This is a genomic window from Nocardioides mangrovicus, assembly GCF_003674065.1.
GTDB lineage: Bacteria > Actinomycetota > Actinomycetes > Propionibacteriales > Nocardioidaceae > Marmoricola > Marmoricola mangrovicus.
In genome coordinates this window covers 804,955-825,348 of record NZ_RDBE01000001.1, presented here as the reverse complement: position 1 = coordinate 825,348, position 20,394 = coordinate 804,955, and the positions used below count along the sequence as shown (strand labels likewise).

Below are 20,394 nucleotides of genomic sequence, written 5' to 3'. Positions count from 1 at the left end.
CGGCAGACGGAGGGACGACGCGGAGGTGCGGCCTGTCTCAGGCCCGACCTACGCGCCGGTGGCGTACGAGGAGAAGCTCACGCATGAGGTTAGGTTCTCGTCTGCGTCCGGGACCGGTCAAGACAGTGTGACACCCGTCCCAGGATCTGGACTCGCCGTCCGGCATGCGAGCGGAGCGCGTTGACGGCCGCCGTCGTCGAAGTTGCCCGGATCCAGCCACGACTCGTACGCCGCGCGCAGCGCCGGCCAGTCACCGTCGGTCATCGCGAACCAGTCGGTGTCGCGGTTGCGGCCCTTGTAGACCAGCGCCTGGCGGAAGCGGCCCTCGTAGCCGAACCCGAGCCGGGTGGCGGCCCGGCGCGAGGGCTCGTTGAGGCTGTCACACTTCCACTCGTAGCGCCGGTAGCCCAGCTCGTCGAAGACGTGCCTCGCCATGAGGTACATCGCCTCGGTGGCGGCGACCGTGCGCTGCAGCGCCGCGCCGTAGCCGATGCCGCCCACCTCGACCACGCCGTTGGGCGCGTCGTTGCGCAGGTAGCAGGCCACCCCCTGCGCGCGGCCCTCGACCACCAGCACATGGGGCACCCAACCGGGGTCGTCCAGCAGGGTGGCGACGTAGCCGCGCACCCCGGCGGCGTCGCTGTAGGGGCCCCACGGCAGGTACGTCCACGTCGAGGGCGGGCTCTCGACGCACAGCGCCTGCCACAGGTCGGCGACGTGCTCCTCGGCCAGCGGCTCGACGCGCACCGTGCGCCCGACCAGCCTCACGGGCGCCACCACCGGGCGCGGCGACCAGTCCGGCACGGGCTCGCCCACGGGTTGGCCGTGGTCGTTGATCGGCACGGCTCGACCCTAGGGCGTGCCGGTCAGTCGGGCAGCACCAGGCGGCCGATGTCGCCGGGGTTCGTGGCGATCTCCCAGCGGAAGCCGTCGGGGTCGGCGAAGTAGCCGGTGTAGCCGCCCCAGTCGCGCTGCTGGCCGGGCGAGACCTCGGCGCCGGCCGAGGCGGCCACCTCGAGCACCGCGTCGACCTCGGCCGGGGTGGCGACGTTGTGCGCGAGCGTGATGGGCACGATGCCCTGGCCCCGGCGGATGGGTCCGACCTCGGCCTCGAAGCCCGACTCGGCCCAGAAGGAGAGCACCAGCCGCTCCCCGGCCCGGATCATCAGCACCTCGCCCGGCACGACCATCTCGGGCGTCCAGCCCAGCCCGTCGACGTAGAAGGCGCGGGTGCGGTCGAGGTCGGCGACCGCGAGCGTGACGAAGCTGAGGCGTTGGTCCATGCCGCCCCAGTCTGCCGCGACCCGCGCCGTCATCGGGGCCGGTGTGGTCCAGACACAAGTGACCGGTCAGTAACCATCCCCGGGCGACGTCGTTGAACCGGTACCCGGGCGGGAGCACCCGCCCCTCGCCGATCGGAGCACCATGCGTCGCTCGCACCTCCGCATCGCCCTGGCCGCCCTCGCGGCCGCGGCCCTCGCCGTCGTCTCCCCCGACCTGGCCGCCGGTGCAGCCGACACCGGCTGGGCTCCCACCGCCACCGACGCGCTCAGCCTGGTCGGCGCCACCGCGCTCGGGTCCGCGCCGGCGAGCACGCCGCTGCGCCTGACCGTCGGCCTCACCCCGCGCGACCGGGCCGGTCTCGACGCGCTCATCAAGGCCCAGAGCACGCCGGGTGACGCCGCCTACGAGCAGTACCTGACCCCCGCGCAGTTCACCGACCGCTTCGCCGCCACCCAGGCCCAGGCCGACGCCGTGCGCAGCTACCTGCAGAGCGCCGGGATGACCAACGTGACGGTGGCCGGCAACCGGCTGCAGGTCACCGCCGACGCCACCGTCGCCCAGGCCCAGCAGGCCTTCCACACCACGATCGGCCGCTTCACCCAGTCCGGCCGCACCGTGCTGGCCAACACCGCCGCCGCGCAGGTGCCGACGTCGCTGGCCGGCACGGTCACCGGCGTGCTCGGCCTCTCCACGCTGGGCGCCACCGTGCGTCCCCAGGCCGCGAGCCTGCCGAAGCTGACCGGCTTCTACCCCGACGAGTTCCCGACGGTCTACGACGCCAAGGCCACCAAGGCCGGTGACGGCACGTCGCTCGCGGTGATCGCGGAGGGCGACCTGACGCAGACGGTCAAGGACCTGCGCACCTACGAGGCCAAGCGCAAGCTCCGCCAGGTGCCCGTGTCGCTGGTGTACACCGGCATCAAGAGCACCGACACCGCCGGCGCCGACGAGTGGGACCTGGACACGCAGACCTCCACCGGCGCGGCGCCGAGCACCAAGCAGCTCTACGTCTACGTGGCGACCTCGCTCACCAACTCCGACCTGGCCCGCTCGATCAACCGCTTCGTCTCCGACGACAAGGCCCAGGCCGGCTCCGCCTCGCTCGGCGAGTGCGACGTGCTGCCCTTCCTGGACGGGTCGATGACCGTCGACGACATCGCCTTCGCCGAGGCCGCGGTGCAGGGCCAGACGTTCTTCGCCTCCAGCGGCGACACCGGCAGCGCGTGCGCGGTCGCGCCGACCAACGGCGTCCCCGGCGCTGGCCTGCCCGACACCGAGTACCCCGCCTCCTCGCCGTACGTCGTGGGCGTCGGCGGCACCACGTTGGCCACGACCGACGCCGACGCCTACACCGCCGAGGTCGCCTGGAACGCCGGTGGCGGCGGCGTCAGCCCGGTCGAGACGCCGGGCTACTGGCAGAGCGGCGTGGTGCCGACGTCGGCCGCGGGCCTGCGCGGCGTGCCCGACGTCGCCTTCGACGCCGACCCCACCACGGGCGCACTCATCACGGTCGACGGCGCCGACGAGCAGATCGGTGGCACGAGCCTGTCCTCGCCGCTCGCGCTGGGGCTCTGGACGAGGCTGAACTCCAGCCACGGCGGCAAGCTCGGCTTCGCCTCACCGAAGCTGTACGGCATCTACGCCCAGGCCCAGACCACCCAGCCGCTGCCGCCGACGACCGTCCCGGCGTCCTTCCACGACGTCGTGGTCGGCACGAACGGCGCCTACACCGCGCTGCCCGGCTACGACTTCACCACCGGGCTGGGCAGCTGGGACGTCAACAAGCTCAACAGCGCCATCAAGTAGCCATCGGCGACCCGTCAGAGGTGCGGCTGCATCTTTGACGGGTCGACGGCGGATCGGCCGCCGTCAGCCGGTGACCGCGCCGACGGCGGCGGACTGCACGAGCTTGCGGTACTTGGCCAGCACGCCGGTGGTGTACTTCGGCGGGTGGGGCTCCCAGCCCTCGCGGCGCGACTCCCACTCGTCGTCCTCGGCCTCCGCGACGTCCATGCGGCGGTTGGCGATGTCGACGGTGATGGTGTCGCCGTCGCGTACGAACGCGATCGGGCCGCCGTCGACCGCCTCGGGCGCGACGTGCCCGATGCACAGGCCCGTGGTGCCGCCGGAGAAACGGCCGTCGGTGAGCAGCAGGACGTCCTTGCCGAGGCCTGCGCCCTTGATGGCGCCGGTGATCGCGAGCATCTCGCGCATGCCCGGGCCGCCCTTGGGGCCCTCGTAGCGGATGACCACGACGTCGCCGGCGCTGATGCCGCCCTCGAGCAGGGCGTCCATCGCGGCCCGCTCGCCGTCGAAGACCCGCGCCGTGCCGGTGAAGACCTCCGAGTCGAAGCCGGCCGACTTCACCACCGCGCCGTCGGGGGCCAGCGTGCCTTTGAGGATGGTGAGGCCGCCGCTGGCGTGGATCGGCCTGTCCATCGTGTGCAGCACCTCGCCGTCGAGCGGCTGCGGCGCGAGCGCCTCGAGGTTCTCGGCCATCGTCTTGCCGGTCACGGTCAGGCAGTCACCGTGCAGCAGGCCCGCGTCGAGCAGCGCCTTCATCACCACCGGGATCCCGCCGATCTTGTCGACGTCGTTCATCACGTAGCGACCGAACGGCTTCATGTCCGCCAGGTGCGGCACCTTGTCGCCGATGCGGTTGAAGTCGTCGATCCGCAGGTCGACGTCGGCCTCCCGCGCGATCGCGAGCAGGTGGAGCACCGCGTTGGTGGAGCCGCCCAGCGCCATGACGACCGTGATGGCGTTCTCGAAGGCCTCCATCGTCATGATGTCGCGGGCGGTGATGCCCTGCCGCAGCAGCTCGACGACGGCCTCGCCCGAGCGCTCGGCGAACAGGTCGCGACGGCTGTCGATCGACGGCGGGGCAGCCGACCCGGGCAGGCTCATGCCGAGCGCCTCCCCCACCGAGGCCATGGTGTTGGCGGTGTACATGCCGCCGCAGGCACCCTCGCCGGGGCAGATCGCGCGCTCGACGCGCTTGACCTCCTCCTCGCTGATCTTGCCGGCCAGACACGCGCCGACCGCCTCGAAGGCGTCGATGATGGTGACGTCCTGGCCGTCGAGGTTGCCCGGCATGATCGAGCCGCCGTAGAGGAACACGCTGGCCAGGTCGAGCCGGGCCGCCGCCATGAGCATGCCCGGCTGGGTCTTGTCGCAGGCGCCGAGCAGCACCGAGCCGTCGAGCCGCTCGCCGCTCATCAGGGTCTCGACGGAGTCGGCGATCACCTCGCGCGAGACCAGCGAGAAGTGCATGCCCTCGTGGCCCATCGAGATGCCGTCGTTGACCGAGATGGTGCCGAACTCCATCGGGTACCCGCCGGCCCTGGTGACCCCGCGCTTGGCGGCCTCGGCGAGCCGGCGCAGCGAGAGGTTGCAAGGGCCGGTCTCGTTCCAGCTCGAGCCGACGCCGATCTGGGGCTTCGCGAAGTCCTCGTCCTGCATGCCGATCGCCCGCAGCATGCCGCGCGAGGCGGTCTTCTCGATGCCGTCGGTGACGTCGCGGGAGCGGGGTTTGATGTCGGGACTCTGCTGCTCGGCCATGCGCCGAGACTAGTCGCGGGGCTCGGGCGACCCATCGCCCGCTCGGAGTGTGGTAGGGATCACAGATGACTCTCGACCCGAACGCCGCCTCGGAGGCCACCGCTGCCGAGGGTACCGCCGAGCATCGACGCCAGATCCGCAAGGCCGGACTGGCCAGCACGGTCGGCACCACCATCGAGTGGTACGACTTCTTCCTCTACAACACCGCGGCCGCGCTCGTCTTCCCCGCGCTGTTCTTCCCCGAGTCCAGCCAGTACGCCGGCCGGCTGGAGTCCTTCGCCACCTACGCCGTGGGCTTCGCGGCGCGGCCGGTCGGCGCCGCGATCTTCGGCCACTGGGGCGACCGCATCGGTCGCAAGGCGACGCTGATCATCACGCTGCTGATGATGGGCCTGGCCACCACCGTCGTCGGCGTACTGCCCAGCGCCGACCACATCGGCCGTGCGGCACCGCTGATCCTGGTGCTGCTGCGACTCTTCCAGGGCATCGCCGTGGGCGGTGAGTGGAGCGGCTCGGTGCTGCTCTCGATGGAGTGGGGCGACCAGAAGCGTCGCGGCCTCATGGCCTCCCTGCCCCAGCTCGGTGTCGCGTTCGGACTCATCTTGGGCACCGGCTTCCTCTACCTGATGAGCGCGGTCACCACCGACGCCCAGTTCCAGGCCTGGGGCTGGCGCATCCCCTTCCTGTGCAGCGCGGTGCTGGTGGGCATCGGCCTCTACATCCGGCTCTCCATCCTGGAGACGCCCATGTTCGCCAAGCGGGTCGCGCAGGGCGAGCTCTCGCGGCTGCCGTCGCTGGAGGTGTGGCGCGCGCACTGGAAGCCGATCCTGCTCAGCGCCTTCGCGCGGCTCTCCGAGCAGGCGCCGTTCTACGTCATCACCACGTTCACGCTGACGTACCTGACCGAGGAGCAGGGCTACTCCAAGCGGTTCGCGCTCTCGGCGATCCTGCTGGCCGCCGCGGTCGAGGTCGTGGCCGTGCCGCTGTTCGGCCACCTCTCCGACACCTACGGCCGTAAACGGATCTACATGGTGGGCGCCGCGGTCACCGGGGTCTACGGGTTCGTGCTGTTCGCGCTGCTGGACTCCGGGGTGGCGGCGCTGGCCTTCGTCGGCATGCTGGTCGCACTCATCCCGCACGGCATGCAGTACGGGCCGCAGGCCTCGCTCATCGCCGAGCAGTTCCCCACCGCGCTGCGCTACGCGGGGGCCGGCGTCGGCTACCAGCTGGCGTCCGTGATCGCCGGTGGCCCCGCGCCGCTGGTGGCGACCTACCTGCTCGAGCACACCGGGTCGGGCTTCGCGATCGCCGGCGCCATCCTGGGCTGCTCGGTGGTCACGCTGATCGCCGTCGGCCTCATGCGCGAGCACAGCGGCTCCGACATCGCCGACGACGCGACCTACGCTCGGGCGACATGAGCGACTTCAACGCCCAGATCATCGCCGAGTTCCGCGACCACGGCGGGCACACCGAGATGTTCGGCGACGGCCTCGTCCTGGTGCACAGCATCGGAGCCAGGAGCGGCGAGGAGCGGGTCAACCCCGTCGCCGCCATCGACGAGGGCGGCAGCTGGCTGATCGCCGCCTCGGCGGCCGGTGCCGACCGGCACCCGGACTGGTACCGCAACCTCCTCGCCCACCCCGACGTCGAGATCGAGACCGGTGAGCGCACCGTCGACGTCCACACCGAGGACCTGCAGGGGCAGGAGCGCGACGCGGCGTGGCAGCGGTTCACCGAGATGTCGTCGGGCTTCCGTGACTACCAGCAGAAAACCGACCGGGTGATCCCCGTGCTGCGACTCGCGGCTCGGTGAGCAAAGAGGCACGACTGCGCTTCGGCGAGGTCCGCAGCGCCGACGGCACCCGGCTGGTCACCTGGACCAACGACGTCGCCAGCGACCTGCCGACCGTGCTGCTGTGCAACGGGCTGGGCACCAACGCCCACGCCTGGCCGGCGCTGCTCGACCCCGACTGCGGGGTGCGGGTGGTCTCGTGGAACCACCGCGGCGTCAGCGGGTCCGACCGACCCTCGGACCGCCGCCACGTCGGCCAGCAGGCATTCATCGACGACGCCCTGGCCGTGCTGGACGACGCCGCGGTGGAACGCTGCGTGGTGGCGGGCTGGTCGATCGGCGTGGGCACCGCCTGCCGGTTCGCGCTCGCCCACCCCGACCGCGTCCGCGGCTTGTTCGCACTGGCCGGCGTGCCCGATGACCCCTTCGGCGCGATGGGCGGTCCGCTCCACGTGCCGCGGCCGGTGGCCCGCGCGTTCGGCCGGGGACTGGCCGGCACCCTGGCCCGCATCGGCGCGGCGTTCACCCCGCTCACCCAGCACGCCCCGGTCACCCCGCGCACCACGAACGCCCTCGCGCACTCGGGCTTCATGCGCCCGGTGGCCGATCTCGACACCGCTCGACGCGCGGTCGCGGAGTTCCTGACCACGCCGGTGGACTGGTACGCCCACGCCGCCCGCACGCTGGCGGCCGACCGCGTCGACGTCGGCCGTATCGCCGTGCCCGCCACCTTCGTCGGGGCCCGGCACGACCTGCTGGCCCGCGCGGCCGACGTCCGCGCCGCCGCCGCGCGGGTGCTCGGCGCCACCTACGTGGAGCTCGACGGCTCGCACTTCGTGCAGCTCGAGCAGCCGGACGCGGTGCACGGCCTGCTCGTGGACCTGCTCACTACCGTGTCAGCGTGAGACCCCTCGTCGCGCTGCTGGTGGTGGCCGTGCTCGCGGCCGGCTGCGGCGGCGGCACGGACAGCGGTCCGTTCGCCACGTCATCCCGCGGCGCGGCACCGGTGACCGCCTCGCCCGAGGCGACGACCTCGACCGGCCCGCGCGTCGTGCGCACCGTCGCCTCCGGCCTGCGCGTGCCGTGGGGCATCGCCTTCCTGCCCGACGGCACGGCCGTGGTGACCGAGCGCGACACCGACCGGGTGCTGCTGGTGACCAGCGGCGGCCAGGTCACCCCCGTCGGCACCGTCAAGGGCGACTCCCGCGGCGAGTCCGGGCTGCTCGGCGTCGCCGTCTCCCCGCAGTTCGCCCAGGACCACACGGTGTTCTTCTACGTCACCACCACGCGCGACAACCGGATCGTCAAGGCCCGCCTCGACGGCACCTCGCTCGGACCCACGACGCCGGTGCTCACCAAGATCCCGGCCGGCAACATCCACGACGGCGGCCGGCTGGCGTTCGGTCCCGACGGCTACCTCTACGCCTCGACCGGCGAGACCGGCGACAGCTCCTTGGCCCAGGACCCCTCGTCGCTGGGCGGCAAGATCCTGCGGATCACCACGACCGGTCGCCCCGCGCCCGGCAACCCCGACCCCGACTCGCCGGTGTGGACCATCGGGCACCGCAACGTCCAGGGCCTGGCCTTCGACCCCGACGGCCACCTGTGGGCCTCGGAGTTCGGCGACCAGACCTGGGACGAGCTCAACCTGATCACCCGCGGCACCAACTACGGCTGGCCGAAGGCCGAGGGCCGCGTCGAGTCCGGCGAGTTCCGCAACCCGAAGGTCGTCTGGTCCACCGACGACGCCTCCCCCTCGGGCCTGGCCTACCTCGACGGCCACCTGTGGCTCGGGGCGCTGCACGGCCAGCGGCTGTGGCGGGTCACCGTGTCCGGCACCCGGGCCAGCGACCCGACCGACTTCTTCGTTGGCCAGTACGGCCGGCTGCGCACCGTCGTCGCCGCCCCGGACGGGAACCTGTGGGTCACGACCTCCAACCGCGACGGCCGCGGCAACCCGAAGGCCAGCGACGACCGGATCCTCGAGATCGCCCCCTGAGCGCCAAAGTCCCGCACTTGCGAAGTTGTGGGCGTGACATATCGGGCGGACCCCCCGGTTTGCTTCGCAAGTGTGGAGTTTTGGTGGTCGGGCAGGGCCGGGCGCGGCCGGCCCCGGGCCGGCGACAGGGCCGGTCGCGGCCGGCCCCGGGCCAGTCGGTGGGTGCGCCAACCGCACACGTGCGACGTCGGCACGCAGGGTCGCGCCCGATCGGCGAGCCAGGTGCGCACGTGTGCGGTTGGCGCACCCCCGGGGCCTCAGCCCAGCTTCTCCAAGATCAGCTCCCGCACCCGAGCCGCGTCGGCCTGGCCCTTCATGCTCTTCATCACCGCGCCGATGAGAGCGCCGGCGGCGTTGAGCTTGCCCTCGCGGATCTTGTCCGCGACGTCGGGGTTGGCCGCGATCGCCTCGTCGACGGCGGCCGAGAGGGCGCCGTCGTCGGAGACCACGGCCAGCCCACGGGCGGCGACCACCTCGTCAGGGTCGCCCTCGCCGGCGAGGACGCCGTCGAGCACCTGCCGGGCGAGCTTGTCGTTGATGGTGCGCGCGTCGACCAACGCTTGCACGCGGGCGACGTCGGCCGGGGTGATCGGCAGCGCCGACAGCTCGGTCTCGGTCTCGTTGGCGCGGCGGGCCAGCTCGCCGAGCCACCACTTGCGGGCCGCCTGCGCGGGGGCTCCGGCGGCGACCGTCTGCTCGACGAGGACGAGCGCTCCCGCGCCGACGGTGTCGCGCATCTCCAGGTCGCTGAAGCCCCACTCGGCCTGCAGGCGCGCCCGGCGCTCGCGCGGCGGCTCGGGCAGCGTGGTGCGCAGCTCGTTGACCCACTCGCGCGAGGGCGCCAGCGGCACCAGGTCGGGCTCGGGGAAGTAGCGGTAATCGTCGGCGTCGGATTTCGCACGGCCCGACGTCGTGACGCCGGTGTCCTCGTGCCAGTGCCGGGTCTCCTGGAAGACCTTCTCCCCCTCCTCCAGCACCGCCGCCTGGCGACCGATCTCGTAGCGGGCCGCCCGCTCGATGGAGCGGAAGGAGTTCACGTTCTTGGTCTCGGTGCGCGTGCCGAGCTCGCCCGACCCGGCCGGGGCGAGCGAGAGGTTCACGTCGGCGCGGATGTTGCCCTGGTCCATGCGGGCCTCGGAGACGCCGAGCGCGAGGATGAGCTCGCGCAGCTGCTCCACGTACGCCCGCGCGACGGCGGGCGCCGAGGCGCGCGTGCCGGCCACCGGCTTGGTGACGATCTCGATGAGCGGGATGCCGGCCCGGTTGTAGTCGACGAGTGAGTAGTCGGCGCCGTGGATGCGGCCCGAGGTGCCCACGTGCAGCGACTTGCCGGTGTCCTCCTCCATGTGGGCGCGCTCGATCTCCACGCGCACCGTCTCGCTGCCGCCGTCGGGCGAGGCGACCTCGACGTCGAGGTAGCCGTCGAAGGCGATCGGCTCGTCGTACTGCGAGGTCTGGAAGTTCTTCGGCATGTCTGGGTAGAAGTAGTTCTTCCGCGCGAACCGGCACCAGTCGGCGATCTGGCAGTTCAGGGCCAGCCCGATGCGCATCGCCGACTCCACCGCCGTCCGGTTCACCACCGGCATCGAGCCGGGAAGACCCAGGCACGTCGGGCAGGTCTGCGTGTTGGGCTCGGCGCCGAAGGCGTTCTGGCAGCCGCAGAACATCTTCGTCTCGGTGTTGAGCTCGACGTGCACCTCGAGCCCGAACGTCGGGTCGTAGCGCTCGAGCGCGTCCTCGAACGAGAGCACCTGGTCGCTCACCGTGCCACCTCCAGCTCGGGGGCCTGGGCCAGCATCGGGCCGCCCCATCGCTCCTCCAGCAGCGCCTCCACCGCGGCGCCGACCCGGTAGAGCCGGTCATCGGCCCGCTGCGGCGCGAGCACCTGCAGCCCCACGGGCAGGCCGTCCTCGTCCGCCACGCCGCTGGGCACCGAGATGCCGGGCACGCCGGCTAGGTTGGCCGGGATCGTGGCGATGTCCTGGCGGTACATCGAGATCGGGTCGCTCAGCTTGTCGCCCAGCGGGAACGCCGTGGTCGGCGAGGTCGGCGAGACGAGCACGTCGACTTCGGCGAAGGCGGCGTCGAAGTCGCGCTGCACCAGCGTCCGGATCTTCTGCGCCTGCCCGTAGTAGGCGTCGTAATACCCGCTGGAGAGGGCGTAGGTGCCCAGGATGATCCGCCGCTTCACCTCGTCTCCGAAGCCGGCGTCGCGGGTGGCGCGCATGACGTCCTCCGCGCTGGGGTCGCCCTCCGGGGTCACCCGCAGGCCGTAGCGCATCGCGTCGAAGCGGGCCAGGTTCGACGACGCCTCGCTCGGCAGGATCAGGTAGTAGGCCGCCAGCGCGTGCTCGAAGTGCGGGCAGGACACCTCGACCACCTCGGCCCCTGCGTCGCGCAGCAGCTCGACCGACTCGGCGAACCGGGCCTCGACGCCGGGCTGGAAGCCCTCGCCGCCGAGCTCCTTGACGACCCCGACCCGCAGGCCGGACAGGTCGCCCGCCGCGCCGGCACGGACGGCCTCGACCAGCGCCGGCACCGGGTCGGTGAGGCTGGTGGAGTCGCGCGGGTCGTGCCCGCCGATCAGCTCGTGCAGGAGCGCCGCGTCGAGCACGGTGCGGGTGACCGGACCGGCCTGGTCCAAGGAGTTGGCCAGCGCGATCAACCCGTATCGGCTCACCGCGCCGTACGTCGGCTTCACGCCGACGGTGCCCGTGACCGCCCCCGGCTGCCGGATCGAGCCGCCGGTGTCGGTGCCGATCGCCAGCGGCGCCTCGAAGGCGGCGACCGCCGCGGCCGAGCCGCCGCCGGAGCCGCCGGGGATCCGGTCGAGGTCCCACGGGTTGTGGGTGGGCCCGTAGGCCGAGTGCTCGGTGGAGGAGCCCATCGCGAACTCGTCCATGTTCGTCTTGCCCAGGATCGGCAGACCGCCCGCACGCAGCCGCTCGGTGACGGTGGCGTCGTACGGCGGCACCCATCCCTCCAGGATCCGCGACCCGGCCGTGGAGGGCAGCCCGCGCGTCACGATGACGTCCTTGACCGCGATCGGCACACCGTCCAGCGGCGAGGCCGGCTCACCCTTGCTCAGCCGGTCGTCGGCCGCGCGGGCCGCCTCGATCGCGCCGTGCTCGTCGACGTGCAAGAAAGCGTGCACCGCGCCGTCGACCGCGGCGATGCGGTCGAGGTGCGCGCGGGTCAGCTCCACCGAGCTCACCTCGCCGGTGGCCAGCAGCTCGGCCTGCTGGTGGGCGGTGAGCCGCGTCAGGTCGCTCATCTACTGCTCGTCCCCGAGGATGCGCGGCACCTCGAAGCGCTGTTGCTCGACCTGCGGGGCCCCGCTGAGCGCCTCCTCGGGCGCCAGCGATGCGGCGACGACGTCCTCGCGGTAGACGTTGCTCAGCGGCACCGGGTGCGAGGTGGCCGGGACGTCCTCGGCGGCCACGGCGCTGATCGAGGCGATCGCGTCGAGGATGCCCTCCAGCTGGGGGGCCAACCGGTCCAGCTCGGCATCGTCGAGGTCGATCCGGGCCAGGTCGGCCAGGTGGCGGACCTCGTCTCGGGTGATCTGCGGCATGGGCCAATCCTAGGAGTCGCCGCGACGCCGGACCGACGCCGGTCGAGCCGACCAGATAATCCGACAAAACACCACGAACCAGTACCGGAAATGCCTACGCTGAGCCCGTGACCGACGCCGCGGTGAGAGCCACCGACGCACCCGCGCGCCGACCCGCACCCACCCCACGGCGCCGCGCCGGACTCCTCATCGCCACCGCAGCCGGCGTCCTCGGCGCCGTCTTCGCGCTGCTGCGTCACGCCGCCTTCCACACCGAGGGCTACGACCTGGGCCTGAACTACCAGCTGGTCCAGAGCTACGCCCGCTTCCAGACCCCCCACGCCGACGTCGCCGGCGCCCACCTCAACCTCCTCGGTGACCACTTCAGCCCCGTCATGGCGCTGCTGGCCCCGCTGTACTGGATCTGGCCCGACCCGCGCGCGCTGCTGCTGGCGCAGGCAGCCCTCATGGCGCTCTCGGTGCTCCCGGTGCACGCCATGGCCGCCCGGCGCCTGGGCGGACGGGCCGGCGCCCTGGTCGCCGTCGGCTACGCCGTGAGCTGGCCGCTGCAGAACATGCTGGCGTTCGACGTGCACGAGGTGATGTTCGCCGTCCCTCTCATCGCTCTCGCCCTCGACGCCCTCGACCGACGTCGCGACCGCGTGTTCCTGCTCTGCTGCGCCGGGCTGTTGGTCGTCAAGGAGGACATGGGTCCGCTGGTGGTGATGCTGGGAGTGGTCCGGCTCGTCCTCGACGTCCGGCACGCCACCCCTGCCGGACGTCGGGCCGGACGCCGTGCCGGCCTCGCGGCGATAGGCCTGGGACTACTGGGTTACGTCGTGGCGGCGATGGTCGTCATCCCGGCTCTCAGCGTCGGCGGTGGCCTCACGCACTGGTCCTACGACTCCCTGGGTCCGGATATGCCGCGAGCACTGCTCTCGGTCGTCACGCACCCGCTGCATGCGGTCCAGCTCTTCTCGACTCCGTGGGTCAAGCAGGGCAGCCTCGATCTGCTCTTGGCCCCCACCTTGCTGCTGTGCCTGCGTTCGCCCATGCTGCTCGCCGTCCTGCCCCTGCTGGCCGAACGGTTCTTCTCGTCCCAACCCGAGCTGTGGGAGCCGATCTACCACTACTCGGCGACGGCGTGGCCGATCGTGGTGCTGGCCGGCGTGGACGGCGCCCGACGCATGCTGAGCCGTTGGCCCCGCATGGGAGACACGCTCGGCTTCGGACTCCTGGGGAGCCTGGTGGTGGGGATCTGCATCGTCCCCGTGATCTTCCCGATGTGGGCCATGGCCAACGGCGGGCTGTTGCGCGACGTCCGACACGCGCAACCCCAACGTGAGGTGGTGGCCCGGATCCCGGCCGGCACCTGCGTCGAGGCGGCCAACAACCTCATCCCTCATCTGGTCACCACGAACCGCGTCAGCGAGCTGGGACAGCTCGACCGCGCTCCGGACTTCGTGGCCATCGACCTCTCCGCCGGCCGGAGTCAGGCCGTCCGCGCCACCCCACAGCGCACGCGGGACCGGGTGCGCTCCCTCGGCTACGAGGAGGTCGCCCGCGAAGGCGACCTCGTGCTCTACCGCTCGCCGGACTATCGCGGTCCGAGCGCGGCCTGCCGTCCCTGACCACCACCGGGCAGGATGCGGACATGAGCATCCCGTGGCAACGACGCACGGACCACGTCGCCTGGCTCGTGCGCCAGACCTCGCAGCAGCTGGCCTTCGGCACGGCGTTCGCGCACCCCGACGGTGGGGCGGCGTGGCTCGGCGACGACGGCCGCCCCGACCTGTCGCGACCGGTGCACACCTGGATCAGCGCGCGGATGGCCCACGTGTACTCCCTCGGCGCCCTGGCCGGGGTGCCCGGCTGCGACGACCTGGCCGACGTCGCGCTCGCCGGGCTGACCGGACGGTTGCACGACGACGCCCACGGCGGCTGGTACGCCTCGAGCGAGGACGACACCAAGTCGGCCTACGCCCACGCCTTCGTGCTGCTGGCCGCCTCGACGGCCAGCGTCGCCGGCCGGCCGGGGGCGCCCGCCCTGCTCGACGACGCCGCCGAGGTGCTGGCGACCCGGTTCCTGACCGAGGCCGGCCTCTACGCCGAGCAGTGGGACGCCGCCTGGACACGGTTGGACCCCTACCGCGGCGTCAACGCCAACATGCACGGCGTCGAGGCCACCCTGGCCGCCTACGACGCCACCGGTGACCGCACCTTCCTCGACCGCGCCCACCACATCACCTCCCGCGTGCACAGCTGGGCGGCCGCCAACGACTGGCGGGTGCCCGAGCACTTCGACGTCGACTGGACGCCGATGCCCGAGTACCACCGCGACCAGCCGGACCACCCCTTCCAGCCCTACGGCGCCACCGTCGGCCACGGCCTGGAGTGGTCGCGGTTGACCCTCGCGGTGCGGGCGGCGCTCGGCCGGGACGCTCCCGGCTGGATGCTGGAGACCGCGGTGATGCTCTTCGAGCGCGCGGTGGCCGACGGCTGGTCCGTGGACGACCACGACGGCTTCGTCTACACCACCGACTGGTCGGGCCGCCCGGTCGTCCGCGAGCGCATGCACTGGGTGGTGTGCGAGGCGATCAGCGCCGCGGCAGCCCTCCACGAGGCGACCGGGAACGCCGTCTACGACCAGTGGTACCGCCGCTGGTGGAACCACGCCGCCCGCCACTGGATCGACCCGGCCACCGGCTCCTGGGCCCACCAGCTCGCCCCCGACCTGTCCCCCAGCGACAGCGTCTGGACGGGACGTCCGGACCTCTACCACTCCCTGCACGCCGTCGTCCTCCCCCGGCTGCCGCTGGCTCCGGGTGCGGCGGTGGCGCTGCGAGAGGGGATAGTCAGAGACGAAATGGCTGTGACAACGCCGTCCTGACGACCATCTCGTCTCGGACTATCCCGCCTCGCCGGTCTCCAGCAGCCGGCGGAACCCGTCCTCGTCGAGCACGGGGACGCCGAGCTGCTCGGCCTTGTCGGCCTTGGAGCCGGGCGAGTCGCCGACGACCACGTAGTCGGTCTTCTTGGAGACCGACGAGCTGGCCTTGCCGCCGCGGACCAGGATCGCCTCCTTGGCCTGGTCGCGGCTGAAGCCGGCCAGGGAGCCCGTGACGACGACCGTCTTGCCCTCCAGCGTGCGGGGCACCGACTCGTCGCGCTCGTCCTCCATGCGGACACCGGCGGCGGCCCACTCGTCCACGATGCGGGTGTGCCAGGCCGACTCCGGGCCGTCGAACCAGGCCCGGACGGACGCCGCGATGGTCGGTCCGACGCCCTCGGCGGCGGCCAGCTCCTCCTCCGATGCCTCGCGGATGCGCTGCATCGAGCCGAACTCCCCCGCCAGCGCCCGGGCGGCGGTCGGGCCCACGTGGCGGATCGAGAGCCCGACCAGGGCCCGCCACAGCGGCCGGTCCTTGGCCGCCGCGAGGTTGTCGAGCAGCCGTTGCCCGTTCGCGGAGAGTTGGGGGCCCTCCTCGCCCTTCTTGGGGGCGCGGGTGAACAGCGGCGTCCGCAGCAGCTGCTCGCGGTCGAGGGAGAACACGTCGCCCTCGTTGGCGATCACGTCCGCCTCGAGCAGCGCGACCGCGGCTTCGTAGCCCAGCACCTCGATGTCGAACGCGCCCCGGCCCGCCACGTGGAAGACGCGCTCGCGCACCTGGGCGGGACAGTGCTCGTGGTCGGGGCAGCGCAGGTCCTTGTCGCCCTCCTTCTCCTGCACCAGTGCGGTGCCGCACGCCGGGCAGACCGTGGGCATCTTCCACCGGCGCAGGCCCTTGGGTCGCAGCGCCAGCACGGGTCCGACGATCTCGGGGATCACGTCGCCTGCCTTGCGCAGCACCACGGTGTCGCCGGGACGTACGTCCTTGCGCTCGACCTCGTGGGCGTTGTGCAGGGTGGCCATCTCCACGGTCGACCCGGCGACCTTGGTCGGCACCATGCGGCCGAACGGCGTCACCCGGCCGGTGCGCCCGGTGTTGACCTCGATGGCCAGCAGCTCGGCGTTGACCTCCTCGGGCGGGTACTTGAACGCGATCGCCCAGCGCGGCGCGCGCGAGGTGGACCCGAGCCGGCGCTGCAGCGCGACGTCGTCGACCTTGAGGACCACGCCGTCGATCTCGTGCTCGCCGATGACGGCCTGGTCGTGGCGGTGCTCGCCGAAGTACTCGATGAACTCCTCGGCCGCCTTCAGCGTGGGCACGACCCGGGCCCGGTCGCTGATGGGCAGGCCCCAGGCGGCGAGCGCGGCGTAGGACTCCGACTGCGCGACGGGCTCGAACCCCTCGCGCGCGCCGATCCCGTGGCAGACCAGGGCCAGCGCACGCGTGGCGGTCACCTTGGGGTTCTTCTGCCGCAGCGATCCCGCCGCAGCGTTGCGCGGGTTGGCGAAGACCGGCTTGCCCGCCTCCGACATGGCCACGTTGAGCCGCTCGAAGGCCTCGACGCCCAAGAACACCTCGCCGCGGACCTCGACCAGCGCGGGCACGGGGTACTCCTCGGTGCCGGTGAGCCGGTGAGGGACGTTGTCGATCGTCTTGACGTTGGGCGTGACGTCCTCGCCCGTGCGTCCGTCGCCGCGGGTGACGCCGCGCACGAGGCGACCGTTCTCGTAGAGCAGGTTGATCGCGAGCCCGTCGACCTTCAGCTCGCACAGCAGGGCCGGGGCCTCGACGCCATCGCGCGCCAGCCGCGTCGCCCAGGTCTCGAGCTCCTCGTAGGAGAACGCGTTGTCCAGGCTCTGCATCGGCTCAAGGTGGTCCACCGCGGTGAATTCGGTGGAGACCGCGCCTCCCACCTTCTGGGTCGGCGAGTCGGGCGTGCGCAGCTCGGGGAAGGACTCCTCGAGCTCCTCCAGGCGCCGCATGCGCTGGTCGAAGTCGGCATCGGAGAGGGTGGGGTCGTCGAGCACGTAGTAGCGCCAGCGCGCGTCCTCGATCTCCTCGCTCAGCACGCGGTGCTCCTCGCGCGCCTGCGGCGTCGCCGCTGCCACCTGGGACTGGCTCACGCACCCATCCAACACCGGCCCTCCGACGAAACGCTCTACCGATGCCCTTTCGCGGGCCGGGAAGGATGGACCCATGCCGTTCGACAGTTCCGAGGGTCGGGCGTTGAGTCGTGTGGAGCCCGGCCGTCCGCCTCGCGGTGTGGTCCTGATGCTGCACGGAGGCACGCAGCACAGCACCGAGCCGGTGACCTCCCGCAGCGGCTCGCTGTGGCGGATGGAGGTGCTGCGCTCGGCGATCGCCCACCGCCTCACGCGCGAGGGCTATGCGACCTGGCTGCTGCGCTACGGCGTCCGCGGCTGGAACGCCGAGCTCGACGCCCCCTCCCCCGTCGCCGACGCACGCTGGGCCCTGGACCAGGTGCGAGACGCCCACGGCGAGGTGCCGGTGGTGCTGCTGGGTCACTCGATGGGCGGACGCACCGCCGCCTACGTGGCCGACGACCGCAACGTCACCGGCGTCGTCGGGCTGGCGCCCTGGCTCGAACGCGACGACCCGGTCGGCGCGCTCGAGGCCCGCGACCTGGTCTGCGGTCACGGCCTGCGCGACCGGATCACCTCGGCCCGCGCGACCCGCGCCTACGTCGAGCGCGCCCGCGCGGTGGCGCGGCTGGCCGAGTTCGACCCGCTCGGCGCGGCCGGGCACTACATGCTCTACCGGCCGCACATGTGGCACCGGTTCGCGCTGCGTCAGACGTTGCGGCTGCTGGCCGTCTAGACACCCTGACGGGCCGATTGCCAAGCATGGAACGAAACCGTACCGTTTCCAGAGAACGAAACCGTTTCGTTTCAATCAGGTAAACGGCAGGTGACCATGACCCCGGTCCGACCGCGCGTCGAGGGCGACCGCGAGGGCGAGATCCTCGACGCCGCGCTCGAGCTGCTGATCGAGGTCGGCTACGACCGGCTCACCATGGACGCCGTCGCCAAGGCGTCCCGCGCCAGCAAGGCCACGCTCTACCGGCGCTGGGAGACCAAGCAGGCGCTGGTCATCGACGCGCTGGTGCGCGCCAAGGGGGCACCCGAGGTCGAGCTGCCGCCCGACACCGGCTCACTACGCGGCGACCTGCTCGAGACCTTCTGCGGCACGGGCGATCACATGGCCAGCGAGGCCACGAAGGTGCTCGGCGCCGTCTGCACCGCCCTGACCTCCGACGCGGCCCTGGCCGCCGAGTTCCGCGAGCGGTTCATCGGCCCCAAGGTCGACGTCTCCACCCAGCTGTACGCCCGTGCCATCGAACGCGGCGAGATCGACGCCGACGCCGATCTCGAGGTCATCGCGCCGGCCATGGCGGGGATCTTGCTGCACCGTGCCTTCGTGCTCGGACTCCCCCTCGACGATGACGTGGTCCGTCGCGTCGTCGACCACGTCATCCTCCCCGCGGTCCTGCGTCCACAGGCCGCTCCCGTCTCCTGACCCGTTCCCCTGCTCCCCACTCCAACGAACTCCGACGAACTCCGAGGACCTCACATGACCGACACCGCCATCGACGCCGCCCCGGCGGCCTCGTCCGGGCGCAGCCGCCACCCGGGCTGGGCGCTCGTCTTGATCTGCGTCGCCCAGCTGATGGTGGTGCTCGACGCCACCATCGCCAACATCGCCCTGCCCTTCATCGGCAAGGACCTCTCCATCGGCCAGGCCAACCTGCAGTGGGTCGTGACCGGCTACTCGCTGGCCTTCGGCGGCCTGCTCCTGCTGGGCGGTCGCCTCGGCGACCTCTACGGCCGCCGCCGGATCTTCATGATCGGCGTCACCCTCTTCGCGCTCGCCTCCGCCCTCGGTGGGGTCGCGCAGAACGAGGCGATGCTGCTGGGCGCCCGAGGCCTGCAGGGCCTGGGAGCCGCGCTCGCCTCGCCCACCGCGCTGGCGCTGATCACCACGACCTTCCCCGCCGGCCCCAAGCGCAACCAGGCCTTCTCGGTCTACGCCGCCATGTCCGGCGTCGGTGCCGCCGTGGGTCTGATCCTCGGCGGCTGGCTGACCGGCCTCACGCCGGACCTGTTCGGCACCACCGTCGACGGCTGGCGGCTGACCTTCCTCATCAACGTCCCGATCGGCATCGCCGCCGCCGCCTTCGCCCCGGTGCTGCTGCCGGAGTCCGAGAGCCACCCCGGCGAGCTCGACGTCCCGGGCGCACTGACCGGCACCCTGGGCCTGGTCGCCATCGTGTTCGGCCTCTCGCGGGCCGGTGAGTCGGCCTACGGCTGGGGCAGCGGGCAGACCCTGACCGCGCTGATCCTCGGCGTCGCGCTGCTGGCCGTCTTCGTCGTCATCGAGAGCCGCGTGGAGCACCCGCTGCTGCCGTTCCGGATCCTGCTCGACCGGACCCGCGGCACGGCCTTCGTCGCCATGATGATCGTGCCGGCGGCGATGTTCGCGATGTTCTTCTTCTTGTCGCTGTACGTGCAGAACATCATGGGCTACAGCCCGCTGCACACCGGCGTGGCCTTCCTGCCCTTCAGCTTCGGCATCGTCATCGCCGCCACCGCGGCCTCCAAGCTGATGGAGCGGGTCGACCCGCGCTGGCTGGCCGGCATCGGCACGATCATGGCCGGCGTCGCCCTCTTCGGGTTCTCCCGGCTCGGCCTGGACGACAGCGTCAAGAACGTGTTCGCCCTCGCCTCGGGCCAGGGCACGGTGCGCGTCGGCGACGACATCAGCTACTGGGCCCACATCTTCCCCTTCATCGCGCTGATGTCGCTGGGCATGGGCCTGGTGTTCGTGCCGATGACGCTGGCCGCCGTGCACCGCGTCGATCACCGCGACTCCGGCATCGGCTCCGGCGTGCTGAACACGATGCAGCAGGTGGGTGGCGCCCTGGGCCTGGCCACGCTGGCCACCGTCGCCACCCACTACACGCAGTCCAAGGCGGCCGACATCGTCGCCGCGGTGAAGCAGGCCACCCCGCAGGGCACCGGCCAGGGCACCAGCGCCCAGCAGGAGCGCTTCAGCTCGATCGTGGGCCAGCTCGCCTTCGGCGAGGGCGCCGTGCACGCCTTCCTGGTCGGCGCGTTCATGATCTGGGGCGCCTCGGTGATCGTGTGGATCTTCCTCAACGTCAAGCACGAGGAGCTGGCCACCGATGAGGCTCCGGAGGGGGTCGGGGTCTGAGGTCGGGCCGGCGGGGGGTTTTGCCGGGCACCCGGCAAAACCCCCCGAAATTCGGTCTCAGAACGCCTCCAGGACACGAGTT

General features: G+C 72.1%; 17 protein-coding genes. 10 read left to right on the top strand and 7 right to left on the bottom strand.

What is annotated here, in order from left to right; genetic code table 11:
- Positions 1-117: 117 nt before the first annotated feature.
- Both D9V37_RS04070 and D9V37_RS04065 read right to left on the bottom strand, forming a co-directional pair.
- Positions 118-843 carry a GNAT family N-acetyltransferase gene (locus D9V37_RS04070; protein ID WP_121804784.1) on the bottom strand — a complete coding sequence of 242 codons (726 nt, stop codon included), beginning with the start codon at positions 841-843 and terminating at the stop codon, positions 118-120.
- A gap of 23 nt (positions 844-866) precedes the next feature.
- Entirely contained in the window at positions 867-1,283 is a 417-nt protein-coding gene (locus tag D9V37_RS04065; protein ID WP_121804783.1) for a VOC family protein, read from the bottom strand.
- A 142-nt stretch (positions 1,284-1,425) separates the two neighbouring features.
- On the opposite strand from D9V37_RS04065, the gene D9V37_RS04060 reads away from it, so the two are divergent.
- Positions 1,426-3,090, top strand: coding sequence for a S53 family peptidase (locus D9V37_RS04060; protein ID WP_121804782.1), 1,665 nt, complete (start codon positions 1,426-1,428; stop codon positions 3,088-3,090).
- 63 nt (positions 3,091-3,153) lie between these two features.
- Here D9V37_RS04060 and ilvD read toward each other — a convergent pair whose 3' ends face one another.
- Positions 3,154-4,845 (bottom strand): dihydroxy-acid dehydratase, encoded by a 1,692-nt coding sequence (gene ilvD, locus D9V37_RS04055; RefSeq protein ID WP_121804781.1) that lies wholly within the window; start codon positions 4,843-4,845, stop codon positions 3,154-3,156.
- A gap of 65 nt (positions 4,846-4,910) precedes the next feature.
- Between ilvD and D9V37_RS04050 the strand changes: the two genes are divergently transcribed.
- The 4 genes from D9V37_RS04050 to D9V37_RS04035 are packed head-to-tail and all read left to right on the top strand — an operon-like array spanning position 4,911 to position 8,636.
- On the top strand, positions 4,911-6,263 hold the full coding sequence (locus D9V37_RS04050; RefSeq protein ID WP_121804780.1) for an MFS transporter: 1,353 nt from the start codon (positions 4,911-4,913) through the stop codon (positions 6,261-6,263).
- Positions 6,260-6,658 (top strand): nitroreductase/quinone reductase family protein, encoded by a 399-nt coding sequence (locus tag D9V37_RS04045; RefSeq protein WP_121804779.1) that lies wholly within the window; start codon positions 6,260-6,262, stop codon positions 6,656-6,658. The genes D9V37_RS04050 and D9V37_RS04045 overlap by 4 nt, the downstream gene beginning before the upstream one ends.
- Positions 6,655-7,542 carry an alpha/beta fold hydrolase gene (locus D9V37_RS04040; protein WP_121804778.1) on the top strand — a complete coding sequence of 296 codons (888 nt, stop codon included), beginning with the start codon at positions 6,655-6,657 and terminating at the stop codon, positions 7,540-7,542. The genes D9V37_RS04045 and D9V37_RS04040 overlap by 4 nt, the downstream gene beginning before the upstream one ends.
- The gene (locus D9V37_RS04035; protein ID WP_121804777.1) at positions 7,539-8,636 is read left to right on the top strand and encodes a PQQ-dependent sugar dehydrogenase; all 1,098 of its coding nucleotides are present in this window, start codon (positions 7,539-7,541) and stop codon (positions 8,634-8,636) included. The genes D9V37_RS04040 and D9V37_RS04035 overlap by 4 nt, the downstream gene beginning before the upstream one ends.
- A 257-nt stretch (positions 8,637-8,893) precedes the next feature.
- On the opposite strand, the gene gatB is transcribed toward D9V37_RS04035, so the two are convergent.
- From gatB to gatC, 3 genes are read right to left on the bottom strand one after another with little or no spacing between them, the layout of a single operon-like run.
- On the bottom strand, positions 8,894-10,447 hold the full coding sequence (gatB, locus tag D9V37_RS04030) for an Asp-tRNA(Asn)/Glu-tRNA(Gln) amidotransferase subunit GatB (protein ID WP_121804776.1): 1,554 nt from the start codon (positions 10,445-10,447) through the stop codon (positions 8,894-8,896).
- A complete protein-coding gene (gene gatA, locus D9V37_RS04025; protein WP_121804775.1) occupies positions 10,396-11,910 on the bottom strand; it encodes an Asp-tRNA(Asn)/Glu-tRNA(Gln) amidotransferase subunit GatA in 1,515 nt (504 codons plus the stop codon). Before gatA ends, gatB begins: the two co-directional genes overlap by 52 nt.
- Positions 11,911-12,210: an Asp-tRNA(Asn)/Glu-tRNA(Gln) amidotransferase subunit GatC gene (gene gatC, locus D9V37_RS04020; protein WP_121804774.1), complete on the bottom strand. Its 300-nt coding sequence runs from the start codon at positions 12,208-12,210 to the stop codon at positions 11,911-11,913.
- 107 nt (positions 12,211-12,317) lie between these two features.
- Between gatC and D9V37_RS04015 the strand changes: the two genes are divergently transcribed.
- Positions 12,318-13,820, top strand: coding sequence for a DUF2079 domain-containing protein (locus tag D9V37_RS04015; RefSeq protein ID WP_121804773.1), 1,503 nt, complete (start codon positions 12,318-12,320; stop codon positions 13,818-13,820).
- A gap of 23 nt (positions 13,821-13,843) precedes the next feature.
- Positions 13,844-15,079, top strand: coding sequence for an AGE family epimerase/isomerase (locus tag D9V37_RS04010; protein WP_121804772.1), 1,236 nt, complete (start codon positions 13,844-13,846; stop codon positions 15,077-15,079).
- A gap of 18 nt (positions 15,080-15,097) precedes the next feature.
- On the opposite strand, the gene ligA is transcribed toward D9V37_RS04010, so the two are convergent.
- Positions 15,098-17,218: an NAD-dependent DNA ligase LigA gene (gene ligA, locus D9V37_RS04005; protein ID WP_408636182.1), complete on the bottom strand. Its 2,121-nt coding sequence runs from the start codon at positions 17,216-17,218 to the stop codon at positions 15,098-15,100.
- Positions 17,219-17,276: 58 nt separating this feature from the next.
- On the opposite strand from ligA, the gene D9V37_RS04000 reads away from it, so the two are divergent.
- The 3 genes from D9V37_RS04000 (at position 17,277) to D9V37_RS03990 (ending at position 20,312) form a co-directional block, all read left to right on the top strand.
- The gene (locus D9V37_RS04000; RefSeq protein ID WP_121804770.1) at positions 17,277-17,918 is read left to right on the top strand and encodes an alpha/beta hydrolase; all 642 of its coding nucleotides are present in this window, start codon (positions 17,277-17,279) and stop codon (positions 17,916-17,918) included.
- 96 nt (positions 17,919-18,014) lie between these two features.
- Positions 18,015-18,617 (top strand): TetR/AcrR family transcriptional regulator, encoded by a 603-nt coding sequence (locus tag D9V37_RS03995; protein ID WP_121804974.1) that lies wholly within the window; start codon positions 18,015-18,017, stop codon positions 18,615-18,617.
- A gap of 54 nt (positions 18,618-18,671) precedes the next feature.
- A complete protein-coding gene (locus D9V37_RS03990; protein WP_121804769.1) occupies positions 18,672-20,312 on the top strand; it encodes an MFS transporter in 1,641 nt (546 codons plus the stop codon).
- Positions 20,313-20,394: the final 82 nt, after the last annotated feature.

What these genes read in the sequence shown, in the direction of transcription:
- D9V37_RS03990 (WP_121804769.1), top strand. Translation starts at nt 18,672, where the DNA reads ATGACCGACACCGCCATCGACGCCGCCCCGGCGGCCTCGTCCGGGCGC.
- gatA (WP_121804775.1), bottom strand. Translation starts at nt 11,910, where the DNA reads ATGAGCGACCTGACGCGGCTCACCGCCCACCAGCAGGCCGAGCTGCTG.
- gatB (WP_121804776.1), bottom strand. Translation starts at nt 10,447, where the DNA reads ATGGGGCGGCCCGATGCTGGCCCAGGCCCCCGAGCTGGAGGTGGCACG.
- D9V37_RS04045 (WP_121804779.1), top strand. Translation starts at nt 6,260, where the DNA reads ATGAGCGACTTCAACGCCCAGATCATCGCCGAGTTCCGCGACCACGGC.
- D9V37_RS03995 (WP_121804974.1), top strand. Translation starts at nt 18,015, where the DNA reads ATGACCCCGGTCCGACCGCGCGTCGAGGGCGACCGCGAGGGCGAGATC.
- D9V37_RS04010 (WP_121804772.1), top strand. Translation starts at nt 13,844, where the DNA reads ATGAGCATCCCGTGGCAACGACGCACGGACCACGTCGCCTGGCTCGTG.
- D9V37_RS04060 (WP_121804782.1), top strand. Translation starts at nt 1,426, where the DNA reads ATGCGTCGCTCGCACCTCCGCATCGCCCTGGCCGCCCTCGCGGCCGCG.
- D9V37_RS04065 (WP_121804783.1), bottom strand. Translation starts at nt 1,283, where the DNA reads ATGGACCAACGCCTCAGCTTCGTCACGCTCGCGGTCGCCGACCTCGAC.
- ilvD (WP_121804781.1), bottom strand. Translation starts at nt 4,845, where the DNA reads ATGGCCGAGCAGCAGAGTCCCGACATCAAACCCCGCTCCCGCGACGTC.
- D9V37_RS04050 (WP_121804780.1), top strand. Translation starts at nt 4,911, where the DNA reads ATGACTCTCGACCCGAACGCCGCCTCGGAGGCCACCGCTGCCGAGGGT.
- D9V37_RS04000 (WP_121804770.1), top strand. Translation starts at nt 17,277, where the DNA reads ATGCCGTTCGACAGTTCCGAGGGTCGGGCGTTGAGTCGTGTGGAGCCC.
- gatC (WP_121804774.1), bottom strand. Translation starts at nt 12,210, where the DNA reads ATGCCGCAGATCACCCGAGACGAGGTCCGCCACCTGGCCGACCTGGCC.